Origin of the sequence: Rhodococcus sp. H36-A4 (assembly GCF_027158005.1) — a bacterium.
Taxonomy (GTDB): Bacteria; Actinomycetota; Actinomycetes; order Mycobacteriales; family Mycobacteriaceae; genus Rhodococcoides.
Map to the genome: position 1 here is coordinate 224,283 of NZ_JAPVLQ010000004.1, position 23,659 is coordinate 247,941.

Genomic DNA, 23,659 nt, shown 5'->3' on the forward strand with positions numbered 1-23,659 from the left:
TCAACCCGTGAACGACTCAACCGTACTCCGCGTACAGGTATTCCTCACAGCCCGCCGCGTAAAGGCGGCGTGCCTTGATCGAAGCGTTGCGCTGCGTACGCGGCCAAATGCTCGAGTTGTGGTCCGGCATCACTCATCGCCTTGTCCACCGAACCGGCGAATTCGGCTACGGAATACGCTCGCGAAAGACCTGCTGCTTTCCACTGTGCGGTCTCGAGAGCTACTTGACCTGCAAGGACTATCGTCTGCGCTCCGGATATCGCGCCCGCGGATGCAAGTTGAGTGACGAGCTTTCCGCGAAGGGACTGACTGTCGAACTTTCCTTCACCGGTGATGACGAGATCGACCGACTCGAGTAGATCGGCTTGGTCGGTGTGTTCGGCCACCACGGCTGCGCCGGACTCCCGCTGCCCGCCCAGCGCAAACAGTGCCGCACCGATACCCCCGGCAGCGCCCGCACCTGGCAACTCGGCGACGTCGACTCCCGCCACGCGTTCCAAGATTACTGCCCATTCGCGGTTGAGCTCTTCGAGAACGACGACCATGGCGGCATCCGCGCCCTTCTGTGCCCCGAAGACGTGTGCTGCGCCGTGCTCGCCCAGGAGCGGGTTCTCGACGTCGGTGGCAGCGACCAGTTCGACCGACCGCAGTCGTGCTGCGGCATCGACGAGTCCACCGAGTGCACGAATCATCCCCCGTCCGCCGTCGGTACAACTACTGCCGCCGAGACCGACGAACACCGTCTCGATGCCGTCGACACCCAGGGCAGCATCGATGAGCTGGCCGACACCGTCGCTACTTGCCCGCCAGGCGCTGCTGGTGGTCGGCGGACCGTCCAGGAGGCTCAATCCACAGGCCTGCGCGACTTCGATGAACGCTGTGTGACCGTCGAGCAACCACCGCGCCCGAACCCGTTTCCCGAGTGGTCCGTAAACGTCGAGTTCGCGCACTTCGCCACGCTTGCCCGCCAACACGTCGACGAATCCCGGACCGCCGTCGGATTGGGGCGCCAACACGAGTTCGTCCTCCGGACGTCCGAGCCGCCAACCCCGGGCGATCGCGTCGGCCGCCTCGTTCGCGCTCAGTGTGTTTCCGAACGAATCAGGGGCAATCATCACTCGCATCGTCGAAAGTCTAGGTCGATGCTCGAGATGCGGCATGTCGAGGGCGCCGTGCTCGAGGAGCCTTCGCGGACGTAAGTTGGCGTGGCCGATGTTCACCTATTCGCTTCCATCCCATAGCCTGGGTGAGTGAAGTTGCTACGCCGCGGAAACTCTGACAATTCGGACAAGCATGATTCGGCCTCGACCGAGTCGGCACCGACGGATGTGTCGCCGCCGAACGAGATCGTCGGCAAAGGTCGCCCCACGCCGAAACGACGTGAGGCCGAAGCCCGACGCCGCGGTCCGGTCGCGCCACCGCCGATGACGAGCAAAGAGGCCCGCGAGCGTCGCAAGGCGAACAAGGGAACCAAAGTCGACCGTAAAAAGGCATCCGAGGAGCGCAGAGCCTCCTCCGCCGACCGCCGCGCGCGGATGCTCGCCGGCGAGGACAAGTTCCTGCTTCCGCGGGACAAGGGCCCCGTCCGGGCGTACGCCCGCGACCTCGTCGATGCCCGCCGGAATTTGGTCGGTTTGTTCATGCCGCTCGCGCTTCTGCTGATCTTCGCGCTCTTCCTCGATCCGGCTGTTCAGGCGTACGTCACGCTGGCGATGTTCGTGATGATGCTGTTCATGGTCGGCGAGGGAATTTTCATCGGCCGCCAGATCAACAATCGCGTTCGGGCTCGCTTCCCCGAAACCACCGACGGTGGGTTCAAGCTCGGGTGGTACGCGTTCGTTCGTGCTTCGCAGATCCGCAAGATGCGTGCACCACAGCCTCGCGTCAACCGCGGCGCGGCTGTCTGACACTATGACGCTGCCCAGGCGCACACTGCTGCTCGGTGGCGCGCGATCGGGCAAGTCCGGCCACGCCGAACATCTCGCCGCAGGAGCAGAAGACGTCAGATACGTGGCCACCGGACGAAGGCGCCCCGCTGACGCCGATTGGGATGCGCGGATCGAAGAACACCGAGTACGGCGGCCGGCCACCTGGACAACTGTGGAATCGACCACGAACCTGCCCCAGCTGATCGTCGACGGAACACCAGGAGTCACGCTCGTCGACGATCTCGGCACCTGGCTCACCCACACCATCGACGATCGGGCGGCCTGGGACAGCCCTCGCGGCACGATTGCGGCGGAGATCGACGCGCTCGTCGAGGCCGTCGCGCAATGCACGGGCACCCTTTTGCTGGTCACTCCCGAAGTGGGGTTGTCCGTTGTACCGCACACTCGATCGGGCAGATTGTTCCAAGACGAGATCGGCGCGCTCAATTCCCGGCTCGCCGAGGTGTGCGACGACGTCGTACTCGTCGTGGCCGGCCTTCCCCTCACACTCAAGTGTGCCGGGGTTCCCCCTTCCCGAAAGGCTGAGCAGCAACCGTGACGTCCGAAACAACCGAGAACTCGACGCCGTTGCGCCCGGTCGCTCCGCCGTCGCCGCAGACCCGCTCTGCGGCGTCGGAACGACAGAAGTCGTTGACAAAGCCTGCCGGCAGTCTCGGTCGACTCGAAGAGATCGGTGAGTGGATTTCGGCGTGCCAAGATCAGTGTCCGCCCCACGCGCTGGTCCGACCCCGGGTAGTTGTGTTTGCCGGTGACCACGGTGTTGCGGCGCACGGGGTTTCGGCCTATCCCACCGAGGTGACCATTCAGATGGTGGCCAACATCGCGGCCGGTGGGGCCGCGGTCAATGCACTGGCCGCCGTGGCAGGCGCAACGGTCCGTGTCGTCGATATCGCTGTCGACTCGGATACGGACACCACGATCAGCCGATACAAGGTCCGACGGTCCAGCGGTTCGATCGATCGTGAGGATGCGTTGTCGGAGTCCGAGGTTCGGGCTGCGATCGAGGCCGGTCGTGCGATCGCCGACGAGGAGATCGACAGCGGTGCCGACTTGCTGATCGCCGGTGACATGGGAATCGGAAATACCACTCCGGCAACGACATTGATCGCAGTACTCACCGACACCGAACCGGTGGCCGCCGTAGGTCGCGGCACTGGCGTCGACGACGCCGGTTGGATCCGCAAGACGGCAGCGATTCGTGATGCGATGCGGCGTGCCCGTCCGGTCGTGAAGGATTCCGTCGCGCTGCTACGCGTTGCCGGTGGCGCGGATCTTGCTGCCATGGCCGGGTTTCTCGCCCAAGCTGCGCACCGTCGTACGCCTGTCATTCTCGATGGGCTCGTCGTGACGGCTGCGGCCTTGGTTGCGGAGGAGTCGGCGCGAGGGGCACGTGAATGGTGGATCGCCGGCCATCGCTCGTCCGAACCCGCACACTCGATTGCCCTGCGCCACTTGCGAATCGAACCCCTTCTCGAGCTCGACATGCGACTCGGCGAGGGCTCGGGCGCTCTCACCGCCCTACCGTTGGTGCACGCGGCAATCGCGGCGCTGAAGGACATGTCGACCTTTGCAGATGCAGGTGTGAGTAACCGAGCCTCCAATCCCGAAGCGCCGTCCGAGGCCTGAGAAGTGCATTCGATATGGGTGGGCCCTCGTCTGGCCCTGTCCTGGTTGACAGTCCTTCCGGTGCGGGGTCCACACCACATCGATCGGGATGCTGCCCGTAAAGCCATATCGGCCGCGCCTGTCGTCGGACTGCTGCTCGGGGTGTTTGCGGCAGGCGCTTCGTGGTGTGCCGACGCACTCTCGCTCGGCGGACTGCTCGGCGGACTGCTCGTCGTCGGCGCGCTTGCCCTGCTGACACGCGGCATGCATATCGACGGCTTTGCCGACACGGCAGACGGTCTCGGTTGCTACGGCCCTCCTGAACGAGCCCGTGAAGTCATGCAGAGTGGAAGCGCCGGGCCGTTCGGGGTCGCTGCACTCGTCCTCACCCTCGCAATTCAGGCCACCGGCTTCGGCCTGCTGGCGGAGCAGCAGGCTTTCTCCTCGATAGTGCTGGCCGTCGCAGTAGGTCGTGTCGCTGTCGTACTCGCGTGCAGACGTGGGACGCTTCCAGCCGTCGAGCACGGGTTCGGAGCACTCGTTGCGGGCACGCAAAGCCGCACAGTGATCGGTATTTGTTGTGCCGCAGCGCTTGTCGCAGCGGCCGGCTGCGTGGACGGTCGCTGGTGGCAAGGCCCCGCCGTCGTCGCAACTGTGTTGTCGATCGGCGTAGTTCTTGTGCGCCACTGTGTCCGACGGTTCGGTGGCCTCAGCGGCGACGTACTCGGCGCGGCTCTGGAAATCACCACAACCCTCACCGTGGTGGGTTTGCTGATCGGATCCTGAACTCAGCCGAGCTTGGTCATCCACCCATGAGTGTCGGCGAAGGTGCCGCGCTGAATGCCCGTCAAGGTATCGCGCAGGGCAAGAGTGATGTTGCCCGGTTCGCCGTCGGCGATGGTGAACTCACCGTCCGCTGATTTGACGCTGCCGACGGGAGTGATGACTGCCGCGGTTCCGCATGCGAATACCTCGGTGATGTCGCCGGACTCCGCCTTCTTCTGCCACTCTTCGGTCGAGATGCGTCGCTCCTCCACCGGGATTCCGGAGTCGGTCGCCAACGCCAGGAGCGAATCGCGGGTAATTCCAGGGAGCAGCGACCCGGACAGTGAGGGCGTGACCAAACGGGCATCGGAACCGGAGCCGAAGACGAAGAACAGGTTCATACCACCCATTTCCTCGACGAAGCGACGCTCGATCGCGTCCAGCCAGACAACCTGGTCACAGCCTTGATCGCTGGCCTGCGCCTGCGCAAGCAGCGATGCCGCGTAGTTGCCGGCAAATTTCGCCGCTCCGGTACCACCGGGAGCGGCGCGTACGTATTCGGTCGACAGCCACACGCTGACCGGTTTGACACCACGAGGGAAGTACGCGCCGGCAGGAGAGGCAATGAGCATGTACCGGTAAGCGTCCGCCGGCCGGACACCGAGCCCCGCTTCGGTAGAGAACATGAACGGGCGAAGGTAGAGGGCATCCTCGCCACCGGCGGCCGGGATCCACTCGCGATCCACCGCAAGCATCTCCTCGATCGAGGAGATGAACAGCTCAGTGGGGAGCTCCGGCATCGCCAACCGTCTGGCCGAGGATTTGAATCGCTCGGCATTGGCATCGACGCGGAACGAGGAGAGATCCCCGTTGGGCTGACGGTAGATTTTCAACCCTTCGAAAATCGCCTGCCCGTAGTGCAGGACCATCGCCGCGGGATCCAACTCGATCGGCCCGTACGGCGCGATGGTCGCGCCGAACCAGCCCTTCTCCGAGGTGTAGTCGATCACTGCCATGTGGTCGGTGAAGAACTTCCCGAACCCGGGTGCAGCCAATACTGCTTCTCTGACCTCCGAAGGAGCCGGAGAAGGATGCTGCACACGAGTGAATTCGGGAACGCCTGTCATGCAGTGAGCTTATCGAACGCGTCGAGGCCCGCTCACTTGGTGTTCGCTGCAACGAAAGGCGGGGCGACGATCTCACATCGAATTGCCCGGCCACGAACATCGACCTCGACGATGCCACCCGGCGTCACCCCCGCCGCGGCGTCTATTAGTGCAAGCCCAATTCCTGCCCCGAGCGTGGGCGAGAACGTCCCTGACGTCGTGACGCCGACCACGCCGCCGTCCATCACGACGTTCTGTCCCTGACGCAGCACTCCGCGGTCGAGTGCTTTGACGCCACGGAGCACTCGCGCCGGGCCTGCTGCCTTTTCTGCAAGCAGAGCGTCCCTGCCCCAGAATCGGTCCTTCTTCCATCCGATCGCCCAACCACATCGGGCTTGAAGCGGCGAGATGTCCAGCGAGAGCTCATGTCCGTGGAGTGGATAGCCCATCTCGGTCCGCAAGGTATCTCGCGCACCGAGCCCTGCCACCTGACCGCCGGAAAGCTTCACGACGTCGACCAGGGCACGGAACAGTGCTTCGGCGTCGTTCCACGAGCAGACCAATTCGTAACCGTGCTCACCGGTATAACCCGTGCGGCACACCCGGACCGGTGCCTCGTTGCCGTCGGCATCGGACCACTTCGCGTCGACGAAAGCCATGTACTCCAATTCCACTGGGAGACCCAGCTGCTCGACCACAGCTCGCGAATCGGGCCCTTGCACCGCGAACACGCCGAAGTCACGATGCTGGTCGCGAACGACGACGCCTTCGGGAGCTTCGGCGCTCAACGCGGCGACGACCGATGCGGTGTTGGCGGCGTTCGGAATCAGGAATATCTCTTCGGGTGAGACGAAGTAGGCGATCAAATCGTCCACCACTCCCCCGGACATGTTGCAACACAACGTGTATTGCGCCTTTCCTGGGCCCACCCGGGTGAGGTCGTTGGTCAGCGTGGAGTTGACGAAGTCCGCCGCACCGGGTCCTTCGACTATCGCCTTCCCGAGATGACTGACGTCGAAGACGCCGACGGAGGTACGGACTGCCTTGTGCTCCGCCACGACTCCGACGTAGGAGACTGGCATCTCCCATCCGCCGAAAGGCGCGAACGTCGCTCCCAGTTCGACGTGAACGGCGTGCACGGGTCCGCGAGCAAGTTCTTCTGCACTCATAGCGGCCAACGCTAGCGGACGGCCGCACGTCGGGCCCGAGTCACTACGATCGTGTACGACCGAGAACAATCAATCCTTCAGGAGCTGCAACGTGCCATCGACTTCACCCCGCACTCTCGGACCCGAGCTGGTGCTGGCCGGCCACCTCGGAAAAGATGTCGACGTTCTCGTCGTCGCACTCAGCACAAGTGAAGACGGACTCGAGCTCGTCATCACCGACGACATCTCCGGAGATGCGCTCGCGGCCGAGTTGCTCGATGCCTTCGAGGCTGTCGGTGCAACAGGCAAGGCTGACGAGCTCACCCGCATTCCCGCCCCTGCAGCGCTGGACGTGACGAGTGTCCTCGCAGTCGGGCTGGGCAAGTCGGCCGACATCGACACCGAACGCATCCGCCGGTCCGCCGGTACTGCAGCTCGCGCGCTGTCGGGAACTTCGATCGCGGCGACGACGCTCTCTGCCCTCGACCTGGGCGCCGCGGCAGAAGGCTTCTTCCTCGGTGCCTACACCTTCACCGAGTTCAAATCTGCACTGTCGGCACCCACTCCCGAAGCGGGACCTCTCGGGCGCGTCGAACTGCTGGTAGGCGACTCACGCGCTCGCGAAGCCAAGAACGAGCTGGCCCGTTCTGTTGCCATTGCCGAAGCCGTCGCGATCGCCCGCGACTTCGTGAACACCCCACCCAGCCACCTGTACCCGGAGGAATTCGCCGCACGCGCGAAGGCACTGGGCACCGATGCCGGACTGAGTGTCGAAATTCTCGACGACAAGGCTTTGGAGAAGGGCGGTTACGGCGGAATCCACGGCGTCGGCAAGGGCTCCTCACGACTGCCCAGGTTGGTACGTCTGACGCATTCAGGTGGTAAACGTAAGTCCAAGAAGGTGGCGTTGGTCGGAAAGGGAATCACCTTCGACACCGGCGGCATCTCGATCAAGCCCGCGGCCGGCATGGAAAACATGACCTCCGACATGGCTGGTGCTGCAGCCGTGATCGCGACGGTGATTCTCGCTGCCAAGTTGGGTCTCGAACTCGACGTCGTCGCCACGGTTCCCATGGCGGAGAACATGCCGTCCGGCACCGCGCAACGGCCTGGTGACGTACTGACGCAGTACGGCGGTATCACAGTCGAGGTCATCAACACCGACGCCGAAGGACGACTGGTGCTCGCCGACGCCATCGTGCGCGCGTGCGAAGACGATCCCGACTACCTGATCGATACCGCAACGCTGACGGGCGCGCAGGTCGTCGCACTCGGCAACCGGACGCCGGGGGTCATGGGCACCGACGAGTTCCGCGACCGCGTCGCCGAGATTTCGCAGGCCGTGGGCGAAGATGCTTGGGCCATGCCGCTCCCAGGTGAGATTCGACGCGAGTTGGACTCCAGAGTCGCCGACCTCGCCAACGTCACCAACGGACGCGCGGGCGGGATGTTGGCTGCTGCATTGTTCCTGAAGGAGTTCGTCGCAGACGGCGTCCAGTGGGCGCACATCGACGTTGCCGGTCCGGCATTCAACACCGGCGGCCCGTTCGGTTATATCGGCAAGGGCGGAACTGGAGTGCCGGTCCGCACGATGTTCGCCGTTCTCGAAGATATCGTCGAGAACGGTTAGACGCTTCACACCATGTGCATGATTCGAGTGCGTCGGGGGGCACTCGAATCATGCACCGCTATTCGCGGGCCCTCCGCTCGAGGATTTTCTGTCGAGCGTCGTGGTCTCGCATCCGCTGGGGGTAGCCCGTCTTTCGGACGTCGTAGACCGGGATCTCGAGGTCGGGTCCAAGCTTTTTGATGTGTTTCTCATCCACGACGCGCCGAGTCCACTCACCATCGTGTGCCACCAGAACGACCGTGACAGGAGTCACTGTCGTCTTCGGTTCCACGAATGCTTCGACGCCGATTCTCGCCGCCGTCCAGTCCGCGAGATACTGCGCTACCGACCCCTCTCGGGGGCCTCTACCTTTGCCACTGCGTCGAGTGAGGCGATCGAACAAGCTCACTGAATCACTCCTGTCTCGGGTGCGTGAAGATTGACCTTCTCGTTCGCACAAGCCTTGTTACTCATGAGTTTGCCAGTGCGAGGGCAGCCCCTCGCGGAACGTGAGCACTTCAAGGATGGAAGGATGAACATAGAGGGTTCAACTCTCTCGTTGTAGAGAACGATTTCCGGTCTCGTCGAAAGGGCGTCTACGTGTCTGCAGTAAAAGTCCGTGGATCGCGGAAAGACGTTTTCTTCGATTCGGCGCCGACACAGACAGCGCCGAGGATCGCAATTAACGCAAGTATCGTCCGCGAACCTTGCCACGCCAGCACAATGGTCTACGACCACAAGTCGTAAGAACTAAATTACCCGCACACAACTGTCGAGGAGTCAACAGACATGGCCTTCTCCGTCCAGATGCCAGCTCTTGGTGAGAGCGTCACCGAGGGAACTGTCACCAGGTGGCTCAAACAGGAGGGCGACACCGTCGAGGTCGACGAGCCGTTGCTCGAAGTGTCGACCGACAAGGTCGACACCGAAATCCCGTCCCCCGCTGCTGGTGTTCTGACGAAGATCGTGGCACAGGAAGACGACACCGTCGAAATCGGCGCCGAGCTCGCTCAGATCGGCGAAGCCGGCGAGGCTTCCGGGTCTTCCTCCGAGCCCGAGCCTGCTGCCGAAGAGCCCGCCGCCGAGCCAGAGCCCGCGGCCGAACCTGTGGCTGCTGCAGAACCGGAGCCGCAGGCCGAAGAAGAAGCACCGGCTCAGAGTGCGCCGGCCGCCGGCTCCGACTCCGGCTCTTCGGGTACCCCGATCAAGATGCCGGAGCTGGGCGAGTCGGTCACCGAAGGCACTGTCACCCGCTGGCTGAAGGCCGTGGGCGACGAGGTCGCCGTTGACGAGCCACTTCTGGAGGTGTCCACCGACAAGGTCGACACCGAGATTCCCTCCCCGGTGGCGGGAACACTGCTCGAGATCAGTGCAGAAGAAGACGACACCGTCGAAATCGGTGGCCAGTTGGCCGTCATCGGCACGGGCGCCCCTGCGGCCAAGGCTGCGGAGCCGGCAAAGCCTGCTCCCAAGCAGGAAGCTCCCAAGCAAGAGGCACCCAAGCAGGAAGCTCCCAAGCAAGAGGCACCCAAGCAAGAGGCACCCAAGCAGGAAGCTCCCAAGCAGGCACCTGCGAAGGCTCCCTCGGCTGACGCATCCCCCTATGTCACGCCTCTGGTTCGGAAGCTCGCAACGGACAACGACGTGGACTTGTCCACGGTCAAGGGCACCGGCGTCGGTGGACGCGTCCGTAAACAGGACGTTCTCGCGGCCGCCGAGGCGAAGAAGGCTCCGGCAGCTCCCGCTGCTGCTCCGGCAGCCGAGTCGAAGCCTGCCGCACCGGCTACGGCCGGAGTGCGACCGGAGTTGGCTCATCTACGCGGAACCACGCAGAAGATGAACCGCATTCGCCAGATCACGGCGAAGAAGACGCGCGAGTCTCTTCAGTCCTCTGCTCAGCTGACTCAGACCTTCGAGGTCGACGTCACCCGGGTAGCCGGTCTGCGTGCCAAGGCCAAGTCCAAGTTCCAGGAGAACGAGGGCGTCAACCTGACGTACCTTCCGTTCTTCGCAAAGGCAGTTGTCGAGGCCCTCAAGGCTCACCCGAATGTCAACGCCAGCATCAACGAAGAAGCGAAGGAGATCACTTATCACGCCGAGGTTCACCTCGGTATCGCTGTGGACACCGAGCAGGGCTTGCTGTCCCCGGTCATCCACAACGCGGGCGATCTCTCCTTGGCTGGTCTTGCCCGGGCGATCAACGACATCGCCACTCGCGCCCGATCCGGTGGCCTGAAGCCCGACGAGTTGTCCGGTGGCACGTTCACGATCACCAACATCGGCAGTCAGGGCGCGTTGTTCGACACTCCGATTCTGGTACCGCCACAAGCAGCCATGCTCGGCACCGGCGCGATCGTCAAGCGTCCGGTCGTGGTCAAGGACGACGCGGGCAACGAGTCCATCGGCGTCCGGTCGATGTGCTACCTGCCGCTGACCTACGACCATCGTCTGGTCGACGGCGCGGACGCAGGTCGTTTCCTCAGCACCATCAAGCAGCGGCTCGAGATCGCGTCGTTCGAAGCAGACCTAGGTCTGTAGAGCAGGTCGAAAGCCGAGCAGTCTGTACTGTGGACTGCAGGTGAGCAGTGTTCAGCGCTCGGCCGATCCTCGAATCAACGGGGAACCGAACTAACAGTGTCGGGGCATCATCCGTTTGGCGGATGATGCCCCGGTTCTGTCGAGGAGGCTTTCGAATTCATGCGTGTAGTCATTGCTGGTTCTTCCGGATTGATCGGTACCGCGCTCGTCGCCGCGTTGCGAGGTAAGGGTCACGAGGTTGCCAGATTGGTTCGAAGAGCACCTGCCGGTCCGGACGAGTTCGAGTGGAACCCGCCGCAGGGCTCGTTGAACGATCGTGCGTTGCGTGGCGCAGACGCTGTGGTCAACCTTTGTGGGGTAGGCATCGGGGACAAGCGATGGTCGGGCGCATACAAGCAGAAGGTCCGCGACAGCCGGATAACTCCCACCGAGGTGCTGGCGGAAAACTGCGCAAAGTTCCAGGTTCCGACACTGGTCAATGCCAGCGGGATCAACTTCTACGGCGACACCGGCGACCGGGCGGTCGACGAAACGGCCCCTGTCGGCGAGGGATTTCTGGCGGAAGTGTGCCGAGACTGGGAGAACGCGACTTCGGCCGCTACGGCCGGCGGAGTCCGCACCATAATGTTGCGCAGTGGCGTGGTCTTGTCGCAACGCGGCGGAATGCTGGACAAGCTGAGGCCTCTCTATTTGATGGCGCTCGGTGGACGCCTCGGCAGCGGCCGACAGTACTTTCCCTGGATCTCACTCGAGGACGAGATCGCAGCGACCATTCATGGCATCGAGAACGAGTCGGTATCGGGCCCGGTCAACATGGTCGGTCCAGCCCCAGTCACCAACGCACAGTTCAACAGCGCCATGGCCCGTGCACTGCATAGGCCTGCGCCATGGGCTGTACCGGGATTCGCGTTGAAAGCGGTCATCGGCGAATTTGCCCAGGAAGCAATTCTGACCGGACCTCGAGCTATCCCGAAGGTGTTGGAAGACACCGGATTCGTTTTTGCTCACAACACGATCGGCGAGGCACTGCGAGTAGCTGTCGGTAGCTGACTCGGCGTAGCGTGCCTGGCATGACTAACGCGGGAACCTCCGCACGGGAGAGTTCGGATCCGGTCGACGTCCGAAGACTCGGTCGCATCGATTACCTCGAGGCGTGGGCACGTCAACGCGAACTCGCCGACATGCGCGCTGAGGGGCACGGTCTCGACACGCTACTCGTGCTCGAGCATCCGCCAGTGTTCACTGCCGGCAGGCGTACGGCACCCGAGGACCGGCCGCGCGACGGCGCGCCTGTTATCGAGGTCGATCGCGGCGGCAAGATCACCTGGCACGGTCCAGGACAGCTCGTCGGATACCCGATCATTCGCCTCGCACAGCCGATCGACGTCGTGAAGTATGTGCGCCGGATCGAAGAAGCGCTGATTTCCGTGTGCACCGAGCTGGGCATCACCTGTGGCCGCATCGATGGCCGCTCTGGTGTGTGGTTGGCCGCAGGACGCAGTGTCGCGGGCGATACCGATGACGGGCCGTGGTTGCCGGAGCGGAAGATCGCAGCCATCGGCGTACGGGTTCAGCGGGGTGTGACACTGCACGGTTTCTCACTCAACTGCAATGCGTCCATGGCAGGCTTCGACGCAATCGTGCCGTGTGGCATCGCCGACGCCGGTGTGACCTCACTGTCCGCGGAACTCGGACAAGACGTCACTGTCGACGAGGTCGAACCCGCCGTCACCGAGGCCGTTCTGGCTGCTCTGGACGGCGGATTGCCGGTGACCGAACACGACGTCGTGCGCCCCTTGCTGGAGACGGTCTCCAGTAACCCGCACTTCACCACGACGAAGTTCGGCGCGTAGCATCGACCATGTGACTGTGGCTCCAGAAACACCCTCGAACGCTGCGCCGTCCCTCGGGTCATCCCCCGATACTTCGCTCACCTCCAGCACTCCACTCGCCCCACCCGGACGCAAATTGCTTCGCCTCGAAATCCGAAACGCGGAGACACCGATCGAACGCAAGCCCAACTGGATCAAGACCAAGGCCAAGATGGGCCCGGAGTACACCGAACTCAAGGGTTTGGTGAAACGCGAGGGTCTGCACACCGTCTGCGAAGAGGCCGGCTGCCCCAACATCTACGAGTGCTGGGAAGACCGTGAGGCGACGTTCCTCATCGGCGGTGAACAATGCACCCGCCGTTGCGATTTCTGCCAGATCGATACCGGCAAGCCCGATGACCTCGACCGCGACGAGCCCCGTCGAGTCGCCGAAAGCGTTCAGGCCATGGGTCTGCGCTACTCGACGATTACCGGAGTGGCGCGCGATGACCTCGAAGACGGAGGCTCTTGGCTGTACGCCGAAACGGTCCGGTACATCAAGAAGTTGAACCCCAACACCGGCGTCGAATTGCTGATTCCCGACTTCAATGCCAAGCCCGATCAGTTGGCCGAGGTCTTCTCGTCGCGACCGGAAGTTCTTGCGCACAATGTTGAAACGGTTCCGCGTATCTTCAAGCGAATCCGCCCGGCTTTCCGCTACCAGCGATCCATGGACGTCATCACCGCAGCTCGAGACGACGGTCTGGTAACCAAGTCCAACTTGATCCTCGGTATGGGCGAGACGCCGGAAGAGGTGCAGGAGGCAATTCGTGACCTGCACGAGGCAGGCTGCGACATTCTCACCATTACCCAATACCTGCGCCCGTCGCCGCGCCACCATCCCGTGGAGCGGTGGGTCAAGCCCGAAGAGTTCGTCGACCATTCCGATTACGCCACCGAGGTCGGCTTCGCTGGGGTTCTGGCGGGTCCGCTGGTCCGCTCTTCGTACCGGGCAGGGCGGCTGTACGCACAAGCGATGCAGCATCACGGTCGCGTACTCCCCGAGAGCATGAGTCACTTGGTGAACGGTGGCGAAGCCTCGCAGGAGGCAAGTTCGTTGATTGCTCGTCTCGCTGCTCGCTAGGCATAGAACCGGCTAGCGATGCACGTGACTTCAGTGTCGACACGTATCCTGTGAAGCATGGCGAACGGCAGTAAAGCGGGCAAAGCAGGTAAGCCCAGCAAAGAAGCAAAGGCGGCAGCGAAAGCGGCCCGTAAGCAGGCATCGAAAGAGCGTCGCGGCCAGTTGTGGCAGGCGTTCAACATGCAGCGCAAGGAAGACAAGCTTCTTCTGCCGCTGATGATCGGCGCCATCGTCGGTATCGGTCTCGTGCTGTTTCTCATCGGCTTGATCTTCGATCTGCAGTGGTTCCTGCTGCCCATCGGACTACTCGTCGGAGTCCTCGTGGCCTTCATCATCTTCGGCCGTCGGGTCCAGAAGTCGGTGTACACCAAGGCAGACGGGCAGGCGGGTGCAGCCGCTTGGGCTCTGGACAACCTGCAGGGATCTTGGCGCGTGACCAACGCGATTGCTGGAACGACTCAACTCGACGCCGTGCACCGCGTCATCGGCAAGCCCGGGATCATTCTTGTCGCGGAAGGCGCGCCGCAGCGTGTGAAATCACTTCTCGCCCAGGAGAAGAAGAAGACCGCGCGAATCGTCGGCGATACCCCGATCTACGACATCGTCGTCGGCAACGGGGAAAACCAGATCCCACTGTCCGGTCTCCAGAAGTATCTGACGAAGCTGCCCAAGAACATCGACAGCAAGCGGATGGACACCATCGAGTCCAGACTCTCGGCACTCGGTACCAAGAGCGGCCCCGCGATGCCGAAGGGACCGCTGCCCGGTGGCGCGAAGATGAAGGGCGTTCAGCGGACGATCAAACGTCGCTGATCGTCAGCGCACCCGCACCATCGCGGTGCCTGTCGCCCGGTCGTGCATACCGCGTCCGTCGTGGTCCGAGATCACGGCCGGGACGACGAAGATGATGAAGAACGTTCGCACAAGTGCTCGCACGAATCCGACGCGGGCCTGCGCATCCACACGCGTCACCTGAATTCCGGCTACCAGTTGGCCTGGTGTGAACGAAAAGATACTCACCGAGCCGACGCCGAGAACGAACCAGACCAGCAGGGTCAAGCTGGAGACCTGTACCGCAGCCCCGGTCGCGCCGACGATCAATGCCGACACCCCCATCGACATCAACCAGTCGAGCAACAGTGCGCCGGAACGACGCCCGAGCCCTGCTATCGCGCCCGGGCCTTCGGCCGGAAGTCCGAGTCGCTCTCCTGGGAACTTCTGCTCGGTTCCGTCCTCGGATCGAGCAGCCGAGGGTCCGGACAACCAAGAACCTGTCATTCGTGCCATGGACACCAGGATAGGCGCCGACGTGAATGCGCGGATCAGCCGTCACCGTAGTGTGTGCGGTGAGTACGATTCTTTTTCTTCTGCCCGCCTGGAGGGTGTCGTGGCTCACTCGGGTACGCGCATTGATGAGACGACGTGTAACACGGGCGAAACACAAGCTTGACCGGCGGGCAACACCAGGTCCATAACGTTTGGTCGACGGACTCAACAAAGGAGCAACAGCGTGGCGTTCAGCACGGCCGAAGAGGTCATCAAATTCATCGCCGACGAAAGTATTGAATACGTCGACATCCGATTCACGGATCTGCCAGGTATTCAGCAGCACTTCTCGATCCCGGCTTCTGCATTCACGCAGGATGTCTTCGAAGACGGCCTCGCGTTCGACGGTTCGTCCGTACGTGGCTTCCAGTCGATTCACGAATCAGACATGATGCTCCTGCCCGACGTGTCGACGGCGCAGGTCGACCCCTTCCGGGCCGCGAAGACGTTGAATATGAACTTCTTCGTTCACGACCCGTTCACCCGCGAGTCCTACAGCCGCGACCCGCGCAACGTCGCCCGTAAGGCCGAGGAGTACTTGCTCTCCACCGGCATCGCCGATACCGCGTTCTTCGGCGCCGAAGCCGAGTTCTACATCTTCGACTCGGTCAATTACGACTCGAGCATCAATGGCGCCTACTACGAACTCGACTCCATTGCGGGTTCGTGGAACACCGGCAAGAAGACGAACGCCGACGGCAGCCCCAACCTTGGTTACAAGGTCCGCGCCAAGGGCGGGTACTTCCCCGTGGCTCCGTACGACCACTTCGTGGATCTCCGCGACGAAATCTCCACGAACCTCACCAATGCAGGCTTCGAACTCGAGCGCGGACATTCCGAGGTCGGCACCGGCGGCCAGCAGGAGATCAACTACAAGTTCAACACGCTGCTCGCTGCTGCGGACGATCTGCAGTTGTTCAAGTACATCGTGAAGAACACCGCGTGGAAGAACGGCAAGTCGGCCACCTTCATGCCGAAGCCTTTGTTCGGCGACAACGGCTCGGGCATGCACGTGCACCAGTCGCTGTGGAAGGACGGCAAGCCCCTCTTCCACGACGAAGCCGGATATGCCGGACTGTCGGATCTGGCTCGCCACTACATCGGCGGCATTCTCCATCACGCACCGTCGCTGTTGGCGTTCACCAACCCGACCGTCAACTCGTACCACCGACTGGTGCCGGGCTACGAAGCCCCCATCAACCTCGTGTACAGCCAGCGGAACCGTTCGGCCGCAGTCCGAATCCCGATCACGGGAAACAACCCGAAGGCCAAGCGCGCAGAATTCCGCGCACCGGACTCCTCGGGCAACCCGTACCTCAACTTCGCCGCCCAGATGATGGCCGGCCTGGACGGGATCAAGAACAAGATCGAGCCGCTGGCTCCGGTCGACAAGGATCTCTACGAGTTGCCGCCCGAGGAAGCCAAGAACATTCCTCAGGCACCGACATCGCTGGAGACTGTCATCGACCGCCTCGAGGCCGATCACGAGTACCTGACCGAGGGTGGCGTCTTCACCACGGACCTGATCGAGACCTGGATTTCGCTCAAGCGCGAGCAGGAGATTGCTCCGATCAACCTGCGGCCCCACCCGTACGAGTTCAACCTGTACTACGACGTGTGATCCACACATAGCGTTGACGTGTGATCCACACATAGCTCTCCTTCACCAGAGCCACCCGCCCTTGCCATAGAGCAGGGCGGGTGGCTCTGTTTGTGGGCAGAATTGTGTGTACGCACGGTAACGAGTTATCGAAAACAGGTTTGGATACGAGCGACATCAGCCATTCTCGAACTAAGAGACTGGCCGGATTCTCCAAAGAAACCGTGTATACGGAAAGTTGGTGGGTTTACCTTCAATGGACGAGCTCTGGAATTTCGTCTCCGGACGACGACAACAGCTGCTGACAGATTCATATCTTCACGTCTCTGCCGTCATCCAGTCGATCATCATCGCCACGATCATCGCAATCATCGTGGGCATCGCGGTCTACCGATCCCCCGCGGGATCAGCCATTGCGACAGCCCTGGCCAGCACGATTCTGACTATCCCCTCCTTCGCCCTACTCGGGCTGTTGATTCCGATCCTCGGGTTGGGGGTGGCTCCGACCATCACGGCGCTGGTCCTGTACGCACTCTTGCCCATCGTCAGAAATACGATCATCGGACTCGCAGCGGTCGACCCCGCTGTCACCGATGCTGCTCGCGGGGTCGGTTTGAATCGTGCGCGCATTCTTGCTCGGATCGAGATGCCCTTGGCGTGGCCGTCGATCTTGGCAGGTATGCGGGTCAGCACACAGATGATCTTCGGAATCCTCGCCATCGCGGCGTATGCGAAGGGCCCTGGACTCGGCAACCTCATCTTTTCGGGTCTGTCCCGCGTCGGTAGCCCTACAGCCGTTCCGCAAGCGCTGGTCGGCACCGTTCTGATCGTCATTCTCGCTTTGATTGTCGACGGCATCCTCGTTCTCGTCGGCCGTCTTACAACCTCGAAGGGCATCGCGTGACCCCAACAGCGAACAATCAGAACGTCTCTGGCGTCGATATCGTGCTCGAGTCCGTCAGCAAGCGCTATCCCGGCCAGAGGGCTGCAGCGGTGGAGAACGTGTCGTTGACCGTTCCTGCAGGTGAGATCGTTGTCTTCGTGGGGCCTTCCGGCTGCGGCAAGACCACCACGATGCGCATGATCAACCGACTCATCGAGCCTTCTTCGGGAAAAATCACCATCGACGGCAAGGACGCTTTGTCGATCGACCCGGACGAGTTGCGACGGGGAATCGGATACTCGATTCAGCAGGCCGGACTGTTTCCGCACCTGACGATCGCAAAGAACGTCGGGACGGTGCCTGGGCTGATCGGGTGGGACAAGAAGCGGATCGCGGCTCGGACGGACGAGATGCTCGACCTCGTGGGACTGGATCCGGATACCTATCGAGACCGCTATCCGCGTCAGCTGTCCGGCGGCCAGCAACAACGCGTCGGTGTTGCACGAGCGCTCGCTGCGGATCCGCCCGTGCTGTTGATGGACGAGCCATTCGGCGCGGTAGACCCGATCACCCGAGGCCTGTTGCAGGACGAATTGATGCGGCTGCAATCCGAACTCGGGAAGACGATCGTCTTCGTCACCCACGACTTCAACGAGGCAGTCAAGCTCGGTGACCGCATTGCGGTCCTGGGTGACCGCTCGACGATCGAGCAATACGACACTCCGGAGGCGATCCTGGCGAACCCTGCCAGCGACATGGTGGCTGGGTTCGTGGGCGCGGATGCATCGCTGAAACAGCTCACACTCACCCGAATTCGTGATGTTCGCCTGATTCAATGTCCCACTGCGAAGGAAAGCGATCCGGTGGACGCGATCCGCGCGAAGATCGCGACCCGCAAGTGGCCGTGGGGATTGATACTGGACGATCGAAACAGGCCGCTGCGTTGGGTCGGTCCCGCTCATTTGGCACACGTATCCTCGCTGCAAGGAGTCGGTCTACCGATCGGCGAGCTCGTATCCATTCAGTCCACGCTTCAAGATGGGTTGGAAGCGCTTCTCGCCGAGAGCACCGCATCGACGGTCGTCACCGGTCTTCGCGGTGAGTACGTCGGGTTGATTTCGATCGATGTTCTCGTCGGCCATCTGCAGCAGATGCGCGAAGCCCATGAGCACGATCATGACGACGATGACGCCGATGCCGATGAAGTCAGTGGGGAGTTGCCCGCATGACCGCATCCGTGGAAAGCCCCCTCGCGGCCGAGATGGACGCGGCACCCGACAAAGGTGCGTCGGAGCGAAATGCTGTGAAACGCGCCGATCGCCTACGCCTGCTGGTGCAACCCGCCGTCGTTCTGATTCTGGTTGTCGGTGTGCTCGTCTGGGCTTTCAGTCGTGACCTGACCGCGACTCAACAGGGCAGCATTACTGCCAGCAACCTCGCAACGCTCATCTGGCAGCACATCTTGATTACCGCAGCAGTGGTGATCATCGTCGTGATCATCGCCGTCCCGCTCGGAACTCTGCTCACCCGACCCGGATACACCCGTCTCGCTCCATTTTTCGTGGGCATCGCCAACGTCGGCGCGGCTGCACCTGCAGTCGGGCTGCTCGTCCTCTTTTACCTGGCAACGCGTCAGACGGGTTTCTGGATAGGAGTACTGCCCATCGCCTTCTACTCGCTGCTTCCGGTGTTGCGCAACACAATTCTGGGATACCAGGAGGTCGACAAGACGCTCATCGATGCCGGCCGCGGTCAAGGCATGTCCTCGATGACGGTGCTCCGGAGGCTCGAGTTCCCGATGGCAGTGCCGTACATTCTCGCCGGCCTACGCACATCCCTGGTCCTCGCGGTCGGAACGGCGACGCTGTGTTTCCTCGTGAGTGCAGGTGGACTCGGCATTCTCATCGATACCGGATACAAATTGCGAGACAACGTCACCCTGGTAACCGGCGCCGTACTTGCTGTGTCCCTGGCACTGTTCGTCGATTGGCTCGGCGCCTTGGCCGAGCAGTTCCTGGGCCCCAAAGGATTGCGATGAAGAAGACGAAGACCGTATTTGCACTGGCCATGGCGGGCGCTCTACTGGCCGGCTGCGGACTCGAATCCGGCGGCGCCGTTCCGCTCTCGGTCGGGCCGGCGAGCATCCAACCGGTCCCCGAACTCGAGGGCGTGAAGATGACCGTCGGTTCCAAGGACTTCACCGAACAGATCACGCTCGGCTACATAATCGAGTTCGCGATGGTCGCCGCCGGTGCCGAGGTCCGAGATCTGACCAACATTCAGGGATCCAACAGCACACGTGACGCCCAGTTGAACGGTCAGATCGATCTGACGTACGAGTACACCGGCACCGGGTGGATCAACTATCTGGGCAACGAGACACCGCTACCCGACTCGACCGAGCAGTACGAAGCTGTGCGCGATGCCGACCTCGCGGCAAACGACATGGTGTGGGAGCCTCCCGCCCCGATGAACAACACTTACGCGCTCGCGATGAACAAGCAGACTGCGGAGGAAACTGGAGTCAAGACGCTGTCGGACTACGCCAACCTTGTTCGAACCAACCCGTCCGCCGCCACCACCTGTGTCGAGACCGAGTTCAACGTTCGTCAGGACGGCTACCCCGGCATGGCCGCCAAGTACGATTTCGATCCGAACCTTGCGCCTCGGCAGATTCTGCAGACCGGCATCATCTATCAGGCCACCGCCGACGGCACCCAGTGCAAGTTCGGTGAGGTGTTCACTACCGATGGACGCATCATCGCGCTCGATCTAGTTCTACTCGAAGACGATCGAGCCTTCTTCCCGAAGTACAACCCGTCACTGATCATGAAGAAGGACTTCGCCGATGCCCATCCCGAGGTGCAGGAAGTCATGGCGCCCATCACTGCGAAGCTCGACGATAAGGTCATGACCGAATTGAACCGCCAGGTGGACGTCGAGGGCAAGGAGCCCGCCGACGTCGCCCGCGACTGGCTCGTCTCGGAAGGTTTTGTCACCGCCGGCTGAACGACGGTGGAGTGGTCAGGCCCCGAAGGTCCGCTCCACCACAGCCTTTGCGCGACGCGTCACACGTAGGTAGTTGTCGAGGAACTCCCCCGCATCGGCGTTCTTCCACCCGGCCACCTTGGCGACGGCGGAGAGAACATGTCCCGGTGCGGGGAGTTGGTCCGTCGGCTTTCCGCGCACGAGTACGAGTGCGTTACGTGCCTTCGTCGCGAGAATCCATGCTTCGCGCAACAGTTCTATGTCGGTTTCGCTCATCAACTCGGCCGCACCGATTGCGTCGAGAGTTTGCAGAGTCGAGGTGTTGTGCAACGACGGCACATGGTGCGCATGCCTGAGTTGGATGAGCTGCACCGTCCACTCGATGTCGGCGAGCCCGCCTCTGCCGAGCTTGGTGTGGGTGGCGGGGTCGGCGCCCTTCGGCAGACGTTCGGAGTCGATTCGTGCCTTGATGCGGCGAATTTCTCGTACGGACTCCTGGGAGACGCCGCCTTCCGGATATCGGATCTTGTCGACCATGAGCAGAAACTTGATGCCGAGATCCTGATCGCCGGCAACCTGATGGGCCCGCAGCAGCGCCTGGACCTCCCAGGCCTGAGCCCATTGCGCGTAGTACGCCTTGTACGACGCGAGGGTCCTGACGACCGGCCCGTTTCGGCCTTCCGGCCGCAAACCGGTGTCCACTTCCAACGGAGGATCGGTACTGGGCGCGCCGAGTAACTTGCGAACCCGATCGGCAATGCCGTTGGCCCACTTGACTGCGACACTGTCGTCGGAGCCCTCGACGGGTTTGCAGACGAACAGCACATCTGCATCGCTGCCGTAGCCGAGTTCTCCGCCGCCGAGTCGGCCCATCCCGATCACAGCCAGGGCGGCTGGAGCCGGCTCACCACGTTCGGCTTCGCTCGCGCGAATGGCGGCTGCCAGTGCCGCGTTGATCACCGCGGCCCATACCGAGGACAAAGCGGTACAGACCTGTGGCACGTCGAGCATGCCGAGGATGTCGGCCGACGCTACTCGCGCAAGTTCGTGTCTACGCAGGGCACGCGCGGCGTCGATGGCGCGAACCGGATCATCGTACCGGCCCGAAGACGACAGGATAGCTCGGTACGTCTCCTGTGGTTCGACGTCGAGAAGCCTTGGGCCGGTTGGGCCGTCGGCGAAAAGTCGGATGACCTCGGGGGCCTTGATGAGCAGATCCGGCACGTATGCCGAAGATCCGAGCACGATCATCAGCCGCTGGGCGACGGCACCTTCGTCGCGAAGTATCCGCAAAAACCAGGTGTGGTCCTGAGCGGCCTCGCAGAGTCGGCGGTAGTTGAGTAGGCCTGCGTCCGAGTCCGGGGTATCCGCTAGCCATTCGAGCAGCGTCGGCAGCAGAACCGCTTGAATCTGGCCACGCCGAGAGCCTGAACCGACGAGGGCGCGCAGATGCCCGATCGCGTTCTGGGGAGCGGCGAAACCGAGCGCCGAGAGTTGCCGCACGGCTGCTTCCGGAGTCAATCTGACAGTGTCGGAATCGAACCGTACGACGGAATCCAGCAGTGGTCGATAGAACAATTTCGCGTGCAGCCTGCGAATCCGCAGCGCGTTGCGTTTGATCTCGGCGTTCAGCACTCCGAGCGCGTCACGATTGCCATCGGGACGCATGTGCGCTGCACGGGCGAGCCAGCGCAACGCTTCCTCGTCGTCCGGCGGTGGCAGAGTGTGTGTTCGCTTCATCCGCTGAAGCTGCAGACGGTGTTCGAGCAATCGCAGGAACTCGTAGGACGCGGACAAATTCGCTGCGTCGTCGCGCCCGACGTATCCCCCGTCGCTGAGCGCCACCAGGGCGTCCACCGTGCCGAGAACTCGCAGAGTTTCGTCGGTGCGGCCGTGCACGAGCTGCAGTAGCTGCACTGCGAACTCGACATCCCGCAGGCTTCCGCGACCGAGTTTGATCTCGCGTTCACGGAGCTCGGGAGGGACCATCTCCTCGACGCGCCGACGCATCGCGCGGACCTCGGGAACGAAGTCCTCCCGCTGCGAGGCCAACCACACCATCGGATTGAGTGCGGCGACGTAGCTGTGACCGAGCTCGAGGTCGCCGGTCATCGGACGCGCTTTGAGCAGAGCCTGGAACTCCCAGGTCTTGGCCCACCGCTTGTAGTAGGCGACATGCGAATCGAGGGTGCGGACCAGTTCGCCACGTTTGCCCTCCGGCCGAAGCGCTGCATCGACCTCGAAGAACGCCGAGGAGCCGATTCGCATCATTTCGCCCGCGATCCGACTGGCAACCGCATCGGCGGGCTCCGCCACGAATACGACGTCGACGTCGGAGACATAATTGAGCTCTCGTGCACCGCATTTGCCCATTGCGATCACGGCAAGTCGGGTCGGCATCGGATCCTCCGGGCAAACTGTCGCGACAGCGACGGCCAAGGCTGCGGTCAAGGCTGCGTCGGCCATGTCGGAGAGCTGATTTCCCACGAGCTGATACGGCACTACCGGTTCGTTTTCCACGGTGGCAGCGAGATCCGCCGCGGCGAGAACCATCACTTGGTCACGGTAGGTTTTACGCAGTGCGACAACGGCATCGGGTCCGGTCAGACCAGCCCGGTACAACTCCGGTGAGGCATTCGGACCGGTCTCGGGCACTGCGTCGACTGCGGCCAGAAGTTCGTCGGTGAGCTGCTGCTTGCTGGGTAGTTCCACTCGCGCGGATGGACCCGTGGCGCGGCCTGCCGGGGTGGTGAGCAGACGCCAGGTATCCGGATCGGCAACGAGGTGATCGGCAAGCGCGCTCGAGGCACCGCAGAGACCCAACAGTCGACCGCGAAGGCCCTTGTCCGAACGCAAGGCCTGGTCGACTTCGGAGAAGCCGTCGCCAAGTAAATCCTGCAACCTTGTGAGTGTCCGCAGCGCGAGATCCGCGTTTGCCGCACGCGACAACGACCACAGGAGTTCGAGACTGTTTTCGTCGACCCACCCGAGCTTCTGCAGATCTGCAGGCGCAGTGGCCTCGACCAGACCCAGACGTCCTGGCCCTGGGACGATCGAACGTGATGTGGGTGGACGCACCATCAGCGAACACCTCGACTCTGGCGTAACACAGGTTCACCTCACCGCGGGCGGGAACTAGCTCTTACTCGAACGAAGTAAAATCTAGCCCATCACGCCGGCGTTCGAT

At 62.5% G+C, this 23,659-nt stretch carries 21 protein-coding genes; 15 read left to right on the top strand and 6 right to left on the bottom strand.

Annotation, left to right across the window (positions count from 1 at the left end):
* Window positions 1–44 precede the first annotated feature (44 nt).
* A complete protein-coding gene (locus O1W68_RS12885) occupies window positions 45–1,124 on the bottom strand; it encodes a glycerate kinase family protein (protein ID WP_269304077.1) in 1,080 nt (359 codons plus the stop codon).
* Between the two features lie 126 nt (window positions 1,125–1,250).
* Between O1W68_RS12885 and O1W68_RS12890 the strand changes: the two genes are divergently transcribed.
* The 4 genes from O1W68_RS12890 to O1W68_RS12905 are packed head-to-tail and all read left to right on the top strand — an operon-like array spanning window position 1,251 to window position 4,340.
* A complete protein-coding gene (locus O1W68_RS12890) occupies window positions 1,251–1,907 on the top strand; it encodes a DUF3043 domain-containing protein (RefSeq protein ID WP_269304079.1) in 657 nt (218 codons plus the stop codon).
* A gap of 4 nt (window positions 1,908–1,911) precedes the next feature.
* Window positions 1,912–2,487, top strand: a complete 576-nt coding sequence (cobU, locus tag O1W68_RS12895; protein WP_269304080.1) for a bifunctional adenosylcobinamide kinase/adenosylcobinamide-phosphate guanylyltransferase — start codon at window positions 1,912–1,914, stop codon at window positions 2,485–2,487.
* Window positions 2,484–3,575 (top strand): nicotinate-nucleotide--dimethylbenzimidazole phosphoribosyltransferase, encoded by a 1,092-nt coding sequence (gene cobT / locus O1W68_RS12900; protein ID WP_442972351.1) that lies wholly within the window; start codon window positions 2,484–2,486, stop codon window positions 3,573–3,575. Before cobU ends, cobT begins: the two co-directional genes overlap by 4 nt.
* Window positions 3,576–3,587: 12 nt before the next feature.
* A complete protein-coding gene (locus O1W68_RS12905; RefSeq protein WP_269304521.1) occupies window positions 3,588–4,340 on the top strand; it encodes an adenosylcobinamide-GDP ribazoletransferase in 753 nt (250 codons plus the stop codon).
* A 2-nt stretch (window positions 4,341–4,342) separates the two neighbouring features.
* On the opposite strand, the gene O1W68_RS12910 is transcribed toward O1W68_RS12905, so the two are convergent.
* Both O1W68_RS12910 and gcvT read right to left on the bottom strand, forming a co-directional pair.
* Window positions 4,343–5,446 carry a branched-chain amino acid aminotransferase gene (locus O1W68_RS12910; protein ID WP_269304081.1) on the bottom strand — a complete coding sequence of 368 codons (1,104 nt, stop codon included), beginning with the start codon at window positions 5,444–5,446 and terminating at the stop codon, window positions 4,343–4,345.
* 32 nt (window positions 5,447–5,478) lie between these two features.
* Window positions 5,479–6,594 carry a glycine cleavage system aminomethyltransferase GcvT gene (gene gcvT / locus O1W68_RS12915; RefSeq protein WP_269304083.1) on the bottom strand — a complete coding sequence of 372 codons (1,116 nt, stop codon included), beginning with the start codon at window positions 6,592–6,594 and terminating at the stop codon, window positions 5,479–5,481.
* Window positions 6,595–6,685: 91 nt separating this feature from the next.
* Here gcvT and O1W68_RS12920 point away from each other — a divergent pair, with 91 nt between their 5' ends.
* The gene (locus tag O1W68_RS12920) at window positions 6,686–8,203 is read left to right on the top strand and encodes a leucyl aminopeptidase (RefSeq protein WP_269304085.1); all 1,518 of its coding nucleotides are present in this window, start codon (window positions 6,686–6,688) and stop codon (window positions 8,201–8,203) included.
* A 58-nt stretch (window positions 8,204–8,261) separates the two neighbouring features.
* Here O1W68_RS12920 and O1W68_RS12925 read toward each other — a convergent pair whose 3' ends face one another.
* A complete protein-coding gene (locus O1W68_RS12925; protein ID WP_269304088.1) occupies window positions 8,262–8,591 on the bottom strand; it encodes an oxidoreductase in 330 nt (109 codons plus the stop codon).
* A gap of 380 nt (window positions 8,592–8,971) precedes the next feature.
* Here O1W68_RS12925 and sucB point away from each other — a divergent pair, with 380 nt between their 5' ends.
* The 5 genes from sucB to O1W68_RS12950 all read left to right on the top strand — a co-directional run bounded on the left by sucB (window position 8,972) and on the right by O1W68_RS12950 (window position 14,488).
* Window positions 8,972–10,720: a 2-oxoglutarate dehydrogenase, E2 component, dihydrolipoamide succinyltransferase gene (gene sucB, locus O1W68_RS12930; protein WP_269304089.1), complete on the top strand. Its 1,749-nt coding sequence runs from the start codon at window positions 8,972–8,974 to the stop codon at window positions 10,718–10,720.
* A gap of 159 nt (window positions 10,721–10,879) precedes the next feature.
* The gene (locus O1W68_RS12935) at window positions 10,880–11,770 is read left to right on the top strand and encodes a TIGR01777 family oxidoreductase (protein ID WP_269304091.1); all 891 of its coding nucleotides are present in this window, start codon (window positions 10,880–10,882) and stop codon (window positions 11,768–11,770) included.
* 20 nt (window positions 11,771–11,790) lie between these two features.
* Window positions 11,791–12,573: a lipoyl(octanoyl) transferase LipB gene (lipB, locus tag O1W68_RS12940; RefSeq protein ID WP_269304092.1), complete on the top strand. Its 783-nt coding sequence runs from the start codon at window positions 11,791–11,793 to the stop codon at window positions 12,571–12,573.
* 10 nt (window positions 12,574–12,583) lie between these two features.
* Window positions 12,584–13,675 (top strand): lipoyl synthase, encoded by a 1,092-nt coding sequence (lipA, locus tag O1W68_RS12945; RefSeq protein ID WP_442972352.1) that lies wholly within the window; start codon window positions 12,584–12,586, stop codon window positions 13,673–13,675.
* A 57-nt stretch (window positions 13,676–13,732) separates the two neighbouring features.
* The gene (locus O1W68_RS12950) at window positions 13,733–14,488 is read left to right on the top strand and encodes a DUF4191 domain-containing protein (protein WP_269304094.1); all 756 of its coding nucleotides are present in this window, start codon (window positions 13,733–13,735) and stop codon (window positions 14,486–14,488) included.
* A gap of 3 nt (window positions 14,489–14,491) precedes the next feature.
* Here O1W68_RS12950 and O1W68_RS12955 read toward each other — a convergent pair whose 3' ends face one another.
* The gene (locus tag O1W68_RS12955; protein WP_269304096.1) at window positions 14,492–14,962 is read right to left on the bottom strand and encodes an RDD family protein; all 471 of its coding nucleotides are present in this window, start codon (window positions 14,960–14,962) and stop codon (window positions 14,492–14,494) included.
* A gap of 223 nt (window positions 14,963–15,185) precedes the next feature.
* On the opposite strand from O1W68_RS12955, the gene glnA reads away from it, so the two are divergent.
* The 5 genes from glnA to O1W68_RS12980 all read left to right on the top strand — a co-directional run bounded on the left by glnA (window position 15,186) and on the right by O1W68_RS12980 (window position 20,493).
* Complete coding sequence (glnA, locus tag O1W68_RS12960; RefSeq protein WP_084346663.1) at window positions 15,186–16,622, top strand: type I glutamate--ammonia ligase; 1,437 nt, start codon at window positions 15,186–15,188, stop codon at window positions 16,620–16,622.
* A 235-nt stretch (window positions 16,623–16,857) separates the two neighbouring features.
* The gene (locus O1W68_RS12965) at window positions 16,858–17,505 is read left to right on the top strand and encodes an ABC transporter permease (protein WP_269304524.1); all 648 of its coding nucleotides are present in this window, start codon (window positions 16,858–16,860) and stop codon (window positions 17,503–17,505) included.
* Window positions 17,502–18,713: an ABC transporter ATP-binding protein gene (locus tag O1W68_RS12970; RefSeq protein ID WP_269304099.1), complete on the top strand. Its 1,212-nt coding sequence runs from the start codon at window positions 17,502–17,504 to the stop codon at window positions 18,711–18,713. Before O1W68_RS12965 ends, O1W68_RS12970 begins: the two co-directional genes overlap by 4 nt.
* A gap of 32 nt (window positions 18,714–18,745) precedes the next feature.
* Entirely contained in the window at window positions 18,746–19,522 is a 777-nt protein-coding gene (locus tag O1W68_RS12975) for an ABC transporter permease (protein ID WP_269304526.1), read from the top strand.
* Complete coding sequence (locus O1W68_RS12980) at window positions 19,519–20,493, top strand: glycine betaine ABC transporter substrate-binding protein (protein WP_269304101.1); 975 nt, start codon at window positions 19,519–19,521, stop codon at window positions 20,491–20,493. Before O1W68_RS12975 ends, O1W68_RS12980 begins: the two co-directional genes overlap by 4 nt.
* A 15-nt stretch (window positions 20,494–20,508) precedes the next feature.
* Here O1W68_RS12980 and O1W68_RS12985 read toward each other — a convergent pair whose 3' ends face one another.
* Window positions 20,509–23,553 (bottom strand): bifunctional [glutamine synthetase] adenylyltransferase/[glutamine synthetase]-adenylyl-L-tyrosine phosphorylase, encoded by a 3,045-nt coding sequence (locus O1W68_RS12985; RefSeq protein ID WP_269304102.1) that lies wholly within the window; start codon window positions 23,551–23,553, stop codon window positions 20,509–20,511.
* Between the last annotated feature and the right edge of the window lie 106 nt (window positions 23,554–23,659).

Coding starts and splice junctions, on each gene's coding strand:
- O1W68_RS12955 (WP_269304096.1), bottom strand. CDS start 14,962: ATGGCACGAATGACAGGTTCTTGGTTGTCCGGACCCTCGGCTGCTCGA.
- O1W68_RS12950 (WP_269304094.1), top strand. CDS start 13,733: ATGGCGAACGGCAGTAAAGCGGGCAAAGCAGGTAAGCCCAGCAAAGAA.
- O1W68_RS12985 (WP_269304102.1), bottom strand. CDS start 23,553: ATGGTGCGTCCACCCACATCACGTTCGATCGTCCCAGGGCCAGGACGT.
- O1W68_RS12935 (WP_269304091.1), top strand. CDS start 10,880: ATGCGTGTAGTCATTGCTGGTTCTTCCGGATTGATCGGTACCGCGCTC.
- O1W68_RS12980 (WP_269304101.1), top strand. CDS start 19,519: ATGAAGAAGACGAAGACCGTATTTGCACTGGCCATGGCGGGCGCTCTA.
- cobU (WP_269304080.1), top strand. CDS start 1,912: ATGACGCTGCCCAGGCGCACACTGCTGCTCGGTGGCGCGCGATCGGGC.
- O1W68_RS12885 (WP_269304077.1), bottom strand. CDS start 1,124: ATGCGAGTGATGATTGCCCCTGATTCGTTCGGAAACACACTGAGCGCG.
- O1W68_RS12975 (WP_269304526.1), top strand. CDS start 18,746: ATGGACGCGGCACCCGACAAAGGTGCGTCGGAGCGAAATGCTGTGAAA.
- O1W68_RS12910 (WP_269304081.1), bottom strand. CDS start 5,446: ATGACAGGCGTTCCCGAATTCACTCGTGTGCAGCATCCTTCTCCGGCT.
- sucB (WP_269304089.1), top strand. CDS start 8,972: ATGGCCTTCTCCGTCCAGATGCCAGCTCTTGGTGAGAGCGTCACCGAG.
- lipB (WP_269304092.1), top strand. CDS start 11,791: ATGACTAACGCGGGAACCTCCGCACGGGAGAGTTCGGATCCGGTCGAC.
- O1W68_RS12965 (WP_269304524.1), top strand. CDS start 16,858: ATGGACGAGCTCTGGAATTTCGTCTCCGGACGACGACAACAGCTGCTG.
- gcvT (WP_269304083.1), bottom strand. CDS start 6,594: ATGAGTGCAGAAGAACTTGCTCGCGGACCCGTGCACGCCGTTCACGTC.